This window comes from Neptuniibacter sp. UBA6509, from assembly GCA_002435145.1.
Classification (GTDB): domain Bacteria; phylum Pseudomonadota; class Gammaproteobacteria; order Pseudomonadales; family Balneatricaceae; genus Neptuniibacter.
This window is the reverse complement of record DJLT01000026.1, coordinates 1-8470: the sequence shown is the minus strand read 5'-3', so window position 1 is coordinate 8470 and position 8470 is coordinate 1. Positions and strand designations below refer to the sequence as shown.

Annotated in this window: 5 protein-coding genes, 1 tRNA gene and 2 pseudogenes; 4 read left to right on the top strand and 4 right to left on the bottom strand. The window is 42.1% G+C overall.

The features are described 5' to 3' along the window. Window positions 1-21 precede the first annotated feature (21 nt). A tRNA-Pro gene (locus tag B4K11_RS03520) sits at window positions 22-95 on the top strand. A gap of 53 nt (window positions 96-148) precedes the next feature. Further along, window positions 149-397, top strand: coding sequence for a hypothetical protein (locus tag B4K11_RS03515; RefSeq protein ID WP_292959237.1), 249 nt, complete (start codon window positions 149-151; stop codon window positions 395-397). A gap of 69 nt (window positions 398-466) precedes the next feature. Here the strand turns inward: B4K11_RS03515 and B4K11_RS03510 are convergent, their stop codons facing one another. The 4 genes and pseudogenes from B4K11_RS03510 to B4K11_RS18595 form a co-directional block, all read right to left on the bottom strand. Beyond that, a complete protein-coding gene (locus B4K11_RS03510; protein ID WP_292955627.1) occupies window positions 467-1762 on the bottom strand; it encodes an HD-GYP domain-containing protein in 1296 nt (431 codons plus the stop codon). A gap of 197 nt (window positions 1763-1959) precedes the next feature. Beyond that, window positions 1960-3741: an HD domain-containing phosphohydrolase gene (locus B4K11_RS03505; protein WP_292955629.1), complete on the bottom strand. Its 1782-nt coding sequence runs from the start codon at window positions 3739-3741 to the stop codon at window positions 1960-1962. Window positions 3742-3870: 129 nt separating this feature from the next. After that, the gene (locus tag B4K11_RS03500; protein WP_414689279.1) at window positions 3871-4422 is read right to left on the bottom strand and encodes a GGDEF domain-containing protein; all 552 of its coding nucleotides are present in this window, start codon (window positions 4420-4422) and stop codon (window positions 3871-3873) included. Between the two features lie 84 nt (window positions 4423-4506). Then, window positions 4507-4846: pseudogene (locus B4K11_RS18595) on the bottom strand (cache domain-containing protein); the annotation flags it as partial. An 883-nt stretch (window positions 4847-5729) separates the two neighbouring features. On the opposite strand from B4K11_RS18595, the pseudogene B4K11_RS03490 reads away from it, so the two are divergent. Then, window positions 5730-6257: pseudogene (locus B4K11_RS03490) on the top strand (IS5 family transposase); the annotation flags it as partial. A gap of 606 nt (window positions 6258-6863) precedes the next feature. Then, on the top strand, window positions 6864-8345 hold the full coding sequence (gene ltrA, locus B4K11_RS03485) for a group II intron reverse transcriptase/maturase (RefSeq protein ID WP_292955639.1): 1482 nt from the start codon (window positions 6864-6866) through the stop codon (window positions 8343-8345). The last annotated feature ends 125 nt before the right edge of the window (window positions 8346-8470 follow it).

Sequence of the window (8470 nt, the reverse complement as noted above, 5' to 3'; positions counted from 1 at the left end):
CTACTGTATTAGTACTTCATTCGGAGTGTAGCGCAGCCTGGTAGCCCATCTGGTTTGGGACCAGAGGGTCGTAGGTTCGAATCCTTTCACTCCAACTACTTTCCTTTATTCCCCCTTTCTATACATCTACTACGCATGGATTGCTGAGATGGATACTGATACAGATTCGCCTTCACCACACTGCACTCTTCGTTCGTTTACTGTGTTAGGAACACGGTTAGATCGTTCTCGTTTGGCAACTCAAAGCACGCCTGAAGAGAAAGCTGCTGAACAAAGAGATAAGCTAACTTCGCTTGCTGAGAGAATTCGAAAAGCACAAGAGATGAATCATAAGCAGGAAGGTAATGAAGATATGGTGAAATCACGGGCTAAGCCTGTGAAATTGAGGGGTGTTTGATCAAAATAATTGGAATTATGTCACGGCAAATTAAATAGTTAAAATTTTTAATTTAATTACAGGCCAGCCTTAGAATCGGCTAAAATTTTCTGTTCCTTCTTTAATAGCCAGCTCATAGAAATCATTTTGGTTATCTTTCAAAACGCTGTATACATCTCTATCTAACTGCCCACCACTGACCATATCATCCATAATAGTGAGTACTTCTTTTACTGTCAGACGCCCTCTATATGGTCTCTTCTGGCTGAGTGCTTGAAATATATCTGAAATTGAAAGAATGCGTGTTGGCAAATCGATCTGTTCATTTGACCAACCATATGGATAACCACTTCCATCCAGCTTTTCATGATGCTGAGAAGCCCATTTCGCAATTGGTGTATCAGGGAACAATCCTTTTAATACACGCTTGCTATCATGGGGGTGGCTATGCATCTGCGCGAGCTCTTCTGGAGACAAGCCTCCTGGTTTTTCGAGAATCTCATCAGGAGTTCTTAATTTACCAACATCATGAAGTAAACCCGTAATACGAAGAATCCTTTTAGTGAAATCATCTAGCCCCAATAAATCCGCCATTCTAAATGCTATATCAGCCACTCTAATACTGTGATAATGAGTAAATGGGCTTTTAGCATCAACAATCTGAGAAATTAACTCCCCTAACGCCTCGATATCTTCAAAGGCCAAAGAGATTTTATAATCACCTGATGATAAAACCTCAAAAATTGAATCATCCAAATATTCATCCCTGAGGTCTAGCCAAAAACTGTCTCTTTTTGCAGCAATCTCCAACGCGTGAAAGTTGGATTCTGAAAACAATGTACCAATGTACGGACGTAGCTTATCCAGAATATTATTTTTTTCTAATAACACTAGATGTAATGGGTTTTCTGAAATGTAAGATGCATAAATCACATCTAATCGGTCTGCAAGATAAATTAGGTTTGAATATTCTTTTACTGATTCATCCAAGGATGGTGGCAAATGCTCCCAACGGGTATGATGGTGCCTAATTGTGTCTGAATATCTTTTGAAAGGATCAAAGCTATTTAGGAAGTACTGGCCTCTAATACAATGTTCTTCTGCCCCATCCCACTCCAATTCAGCAATCAGTTTCTTGTGAACTGACGTAGATGAAACTCCGCAGTCATGGAGCATTCCTGCAATCAACGCGAAATGTCTACGCTCTTTATTCCAGCCCAAACCATGTGCCAACCGATGCGAAATCAACCCTACACGACGACCATGGCTTTTGTCATCAATTCCAACGTAGTCCAGAGCTTTTGTCACTGTATGGGCAGCTCTCCCCACATCAACTTCTATGCCCATAAAAGTCTGATCAATGACCGGGATTGATTCTTGCTTCATTATCTCACACCATAATCAGGAGAATACAATCATTAAACCTCATACACTTTTAATGTACACGTTAATAATTCAAAAATTAACTTTCAGCAACTGTGAAATCATAAGATCATAGATAAAGTACGTGGATACAAGAGCACATAACTCACTAAATTAGCTCACTCGAACAAGGGGCACAGGTTTACAAATCCATTATAAAACTACTCTATATCTGAAAAGTTTCGTCTAATTTTCCAGAACTGATCCCGGATTGATTCAAACGCTTTAATAACCCTTGGATCAAAGTGTCCAGCACTTTCATGAAGTATAATCTTCTCAGCTTTCCCCTTGGTAAATGCGTCTTTATAGACACGTTTTGACACTAGGGCATCATACACATCAACGACGGCCATAATTCGAGCACATAGTGGAATTGATTCACCTGCAAGGCCTTTAGGATAACCGCTCCCATCCCAACGCTCATGATGATAATGAGCTATATCCCTAGCTAAGTGTAGAAATGTCATTGCCTTGCTAGATGGATTTGTCACAGAAATGGTTATAATAGCCTCTTCCAGTGCATTACTTCCAAGCACCGTATGCTGCTGCATCACCTTAAATTCTTCTTCTGTAAGCTTACCTGGCTTCAATAATATTTGATCAGGAATCCCTACTTTTCCTATATCATGAAGCGGTGCAGATCTGAAAATTTCATTTATAAAATCATCTGTAATAACATTTACAAAATCCGGATGAGCTTGTAGCTCCTTAGCCAGCAATTTAGCATATCGTTGTGTTCGCCTAATATGTTGGCCTGTTTCATTATCCCTAGTTTCAGCTAGCGTGGCTAAACTCAAAATTGTAGCTTCTCGCGTCAGCTCTAACTCCTTAGTTCTAACACTCACCTTATTTTCAAGTTCAACATTTATATTTCTCAGACGTTCCTCAGCCAAACTTCGACCAGCAGAAGCTTTAGCCCAAAACCACAACAACACAGCCCCAAATGGAAATACGAGCAGTAATGGAGATAAATAGCTCAAATGATCATTAAAAAACTCTGAGCTCACCCAGCTCTCATTGCTAATAACAATAACAGACCATGAATTCAGCGTGCCTTCTAACCTATTTCTAATATTAGTAACTTGTTTATTGATAACTCTATAATGAATACGACCCAAATCACTTTCAAACTCACCATAATCGGCACTTAGAATCTTTGACCAAATATTAGGGTTTCTAATGGCAAAGTTTTCCTTGGCACCAAACATAAAACCCCAAGCTGACTCTTTTTCATTGCTTGTATGCAGCTGATATCCGTCAGAATTCAGTACTAAATAAGCTTTACCTTGAGCTTCTATAATCTCATGCAAGTATGATAAAACTTCATTTCCCAGAAGATTAATCACAATATAAGCTACAACATTTCGCTTACTATCTACTATAGGCGAAACAAATCTGATCACCGGTTCATAAGGGACTTCTATCACCTTGTTTTCAACATTCAAGTCAAGCCTTGAGATATAAACTTCACCTTGTCGGAGTGACAAGCTTTCTTTGAAATAGTATCTATCAGACTTGTTTTGGAGGTCTTCTTTGCTTGTAACAAACACAACACCATCTTTATTATCAACTCTTATTAACTCCATTCCATCCTTGGAAAGCAATCTTATTTGATCATAACTATCATGACTCTGGGCCATACTTTTGAACATAGATTGAATAGCATTCGGTTCCACTATTGAAGCTTGTGAATCAATAAAATCTTCAGTAATCGGATTGTTGACCAAAAGCTGTAAATCATTGTGTACCGAATGAAAATATTCATTGATATATTTTTCAGCTTGCTGAAGGGTAACCTTTATTTCTGCAGCAGTTTTCTTATTTTGAAAATCATTCAGCAAATAAAGAGCTAAATAAATGACTATAAATCCAACAAAGGACAGGGGTACCCAAGCACTCCAGAACTTTTTGTGAGCTAATTGCTTAGCTTCTCCATCTATCATGTTTGACAATAACCCCTAGCTTCCTGGATCACACAAATAAATATATACAATTACTTAAATCACCTATCCACTAACCATCGAGAAAAAACAATGTTACTGATAGCTACCGACATTTAAACGTTAAAAACCTTACATTGAAATCTGGTTCCTTCCACCATTTTTCGATTGATACATCATGTAGTCAGCTGCAGTAACTAACTGATCGATATCTATTAGCTCATCATGCCTATCTACACCCGCAATCCCAATACTAAGCGTTTGAATTGAATCATCAGGAAGCTTTGGAAGGATAGATTGATCTTCTATAACTCTTTTCAATATTTCATAAGCCTCATCCTTAGATGTCTCCTCAAAAATCATTAAAAATTCGTCTCCTCCCCATCTAACTAAATGATCAGACTTTCTAACTACACACTTGAGTACTTTAGCGATCGACTTTAAAACTTCATCACCTACGACATAGCCAAATTTATCATTTACAGCTTTGAATCCATCTAAATCGATAAACGCAATAGATAATTTATTTCTATTTTCAAAAGTACGCACTAACGCTTTTTGTAAAGACTCTTCACCCACTTTCCTATTCAGCACTCGGGTAAGACTGTCAATATGCGCTTTAGAGATAATTAATCGGCTACTTAGAAAGGTTAGAAAAGCACCAAGAATCGCGGAAATCAGCACAATTAAAGAAATGCTAAGTTCTACTTTTTGAATGGGACTGAAATAACTCTCGGTTTCTCTTCCCACATAAAGGATTCCAATCACGTTTTTCTCAGAATCCAATATGGGATCGTAAGCTGTAAAATAATTCACTCCTATAATATCCACAAACCCCCTGAAAGGTTTTTTATTCTCAAAGATACTTGTATAGGCTTCATTTTTTTGCGAGTCGCGTTCCAGTAGCACGTCTTCCATTGGTAAGATTGATTGACGTAGCTACCCTTAAATCACCGCTAAAAATAGTCGCCGTCCCTCCGACTAATTCTGTGATTCTATCGACTATATCCAGCCGCCCCGATAGCGAGTGATTATCAAGATGAAGTACACCATTTTTGATATGGAAATGGCTGCCTAATCGCTCGAGCTGATCCCAAGCAATTCTCATATCACGTTCAACATCCAAAGCTACCTGTCTTCTCGCATGGGATTCAACTATTTCAACAACAGCAATTAGACTAACAAACCCGATGATGAAGGATATAAATGTTACTGCTAAAACCTGCTTTTTAATAGAAACTCCTCTATTCATTTCTACCCCTCACAAGAATATATATTGAGTATAGTTAACATTTGCTAAAAAAAGATAGAAAGCCAAAAATTCGAAAATCTAACCACCTTACTATGAATAGACATGTAAGGAGATTTTCATACCAAAATTCAAACAAACGTTTAACCCAATCGAGACATCCACCTGCCCATCACTAACCAACACCTCTAAGATCTCTTACAAGATCGCTATCGATACATCATCCAATCTCGACTTTCAGATTATCAAGAACTCTGCCACAGGTAAGTTCTCTGAACGATGGATCGCATACAACGATATTAAATCCGCTTTCCCCATCGGTACCTTCTCTTCTGTTCCACTCCGCACGTTCTACCGCAACAAATTCCTGAACACTCCTAGATTCATGTTAGCTGCACTGCTCAATGAGGTAGTCGTTAAAAAGGAAGCAGGTAAACCCCTGCTATATCGAACCTGCCTGATGATGCCGTTATTGATGAGATGCAGTAGTTGATTGATGCCAAAATCGACGTAACTGGCGCACTTAAGAGCAACAAGACGTCGGGTAAATCTGCAAAATCAGATTCAGCGGTTTCCGCGATAGCAAAATCGCATACATCCACAAAAAAACCGTTCGAAGCAAACATCAAAAAGGTGCGCTCAAAACGGCTAAATCTCTCTTTCCTGCTTCCTCTAAAGAAGATGCTATTAAGTCCCTCCACATGAGATAATTCAGGCTAATCAAAACCTGAAGAGATTGAAGATGGAACAGCAATTATCCTTTGCCGATAGTGAGTATCAGCACAAACGCCGCCAGACACGTAAAGAGAAGTTTCTAGGCAGGATGGATAAGCTGATCCCATGGAAACGTCTTGAAGCTATCATTGAACCCCACTATCCAAAAGCAGGTAACGGTCGTAGACCTTATCTTTTACCCACGATGCTCCGTATTCATTGCATTCAGCAGTGGTATAGCTTGAGCGATCCAGCCATGGAAGATGCTTTGTATGAAATAGCCTCGATGAGGCTTTTCACAGGACTATCGTTAAACAAGCCTATACCTGACCACACAACCATCATGAATTTCAGGCATTTGCTGGAGCGTCATGATTTAGCCCGTCATATTTTTGAAGACGTTAACGCTTGGCTGACGGAGGCTGGGATCATCGTTAAGGAGGGTACGTTGATGGACGCCACTATTATCGAAGCCCCAAGTTCCACCAAGAACAAGGCAGGTGAGCGTGATCCAGAGATGCACCAAACCAAAAAAGGGAATCAGTGGCATTTTGGCTGTGCGACCTGAAAGTCGCATGTATTTCTGTTTCGCAGGGTACGTTACCTGACGAAACCGGTTGTTTCACCAACCGTTCCCTACCCGGACGTGCGGAGCCGGTAACAGCACCGTGCGAAGCTTCGGGGACAATGTAACCGCCGACATTTCGGTATGTCGATCCGTGAGGTAAGACATAATCTGCCAGCATCAAGGCGGACAGGGGCTAGGGACGAGCGGCTACGACCAACAAATGTGAATCTCTTATAAACGTCGTCATGCCAGACAAGCCAAAGATGCTGATAGGCTTGAACCAAAAGGTGTGCGGGCAAGTATGGGCTCTAGCCAATAGCTCATCGTGAATGTTATACCGCCGGCGAAATAGAGAGGTCCGCCCCGCTCTGAAATACATGTGGAACAGGGTAAGCCCGCAGTGTCGCCATAATCGGCAGGCGAACCGTGAGGAACGTTGTTAACGCTGCGGGTAAAGGAATGTGGAAAAAGCGAAGGTCTCTCTGTAATCGAGGGAATACGGATTGAAACATCATCCGGCGCGAAAGTGAGCAGACTTCCACGAGGTCTTTCATGGCGAGATAACTTGTAAAATTGTTTAACGAGGGAAAGCAGATGACAGTATCAGAAAACAGCGAAAAAACGCCTATTTTTGATATTGGTGCACCTTCGCACGCGGAACCTGTATGGCTCCGGACAGACTGGTGTCATATAGAGAAGAACGTGAGGCGACTCCAAGTGCGTATCGCTAAGGCAACACAGGAAGGTAGGTGGGGCAAAGTGAAAGCCTTGCAGCGCCTGCTAACCCGCTCCTTTTACAGCAAAATGCTTGCTGTAAAAGGAGTGACAGAAAATCGAGGTAAAAGAACACCGGGGATCGACGGCAAGATATGGTCGACTCCGGCCGCCAAATTAAAAGGAGCACTGACGTTGAAGCATCGCGGTTATCAACCGCAACCGCTAAGACGTATCTACATACCTAAGAGCAATGGAAAGAAGCGTCCTCTAGGGATACCGACAATGCGAGACAGAGCGATGCAATCCTTATGGAAGCTAGCACTGGAACCTGTTGCGGAAACCCGAGCAGACCCGAACTCCTATGGTTTCAGACCTGAGCGTTCAACCGCAGACGCCATTGCACATTGTTTCAATGCACTCGCAAAGCGAACATCCGCTACATGGGTGTTGGAGGGCGACATTCGTGGCTGTTTCGACAACATTAGTCACGATTGGCTGCTCCGAAACATCACTATGGATAAAGTTGTGCTGCGTAAATGGCTTGAAGCAGGGTATGTAGAGAAAGGAACCTTATTCGCTACCGAGGCCGGTACGCCGCAAGGCGGAATCATCTCCCCTGTGTTGGCGAATTTGACGTTGGATGGACTGGAGCGGGCAGTCAATATAAGCGTATCCCCGAAGGATACGCCACGACGCCCGTTTAAAATCCACGTCGTGAGATATGCTGATGACTTCATCGTGACGGGAGCTTCGAAAGAGGTCTTGCAGCATCAAGTTCGCCCGGCAATTGAGGCGTTCTTGAGGGCGCGGGGTCTGGAGCTCTCAGACGAAAAGACTAGGATCACGCATATTGCACAAGGTTTCGATTTCCTGGGCCAAAATATACGTAAGTATTCGGGCAAACTACTGATTACCCCTGCCCGTAAAAGCGTGAAGGCGCTTTTAGATAAGATCCAGAAAATAGTGAATGGAAACAAGTCAGCGACACAGGCGAATCTGATTCTGAATCTCAATCCGGTGATTCGAGGTTGGGCGATGTATCATCGCCATATTGTGTCTAAGGCCCGTTTTACATGGATAGACCATCAAATTTGGCAAATTCTGTGGCGATGGGCTGTGCGAAGGCACGCCATGAAAGGTGCAAAATGGGTAAAGAAAAAATACTTCCACGTCGAAGGGACAAGGCACTGGGTGTTTGCGTCTGATGATCGGGTTAATGGCATAAGTCAACGGTTGCGGTTGTTTTCAGCAGCGACAGTTCTGATCGTAAGGCACATTAAAATACGTAGTGCAGTGAATCCCTATGATCCGATATGGAACGCTTACCTGAAGCGCCGCCACCGATCGATTTCCCTGTAGTGAGGCTCGGTCATATTAAGGCCGTTGAGAGGCTTGAGCCGTATGAGGGGTGACTCTCAAGTACGGTTCTTAGGGGAGGATGGTGTGGTAACACACTGTCCTTACCCGACTGAAAACTCACAGAG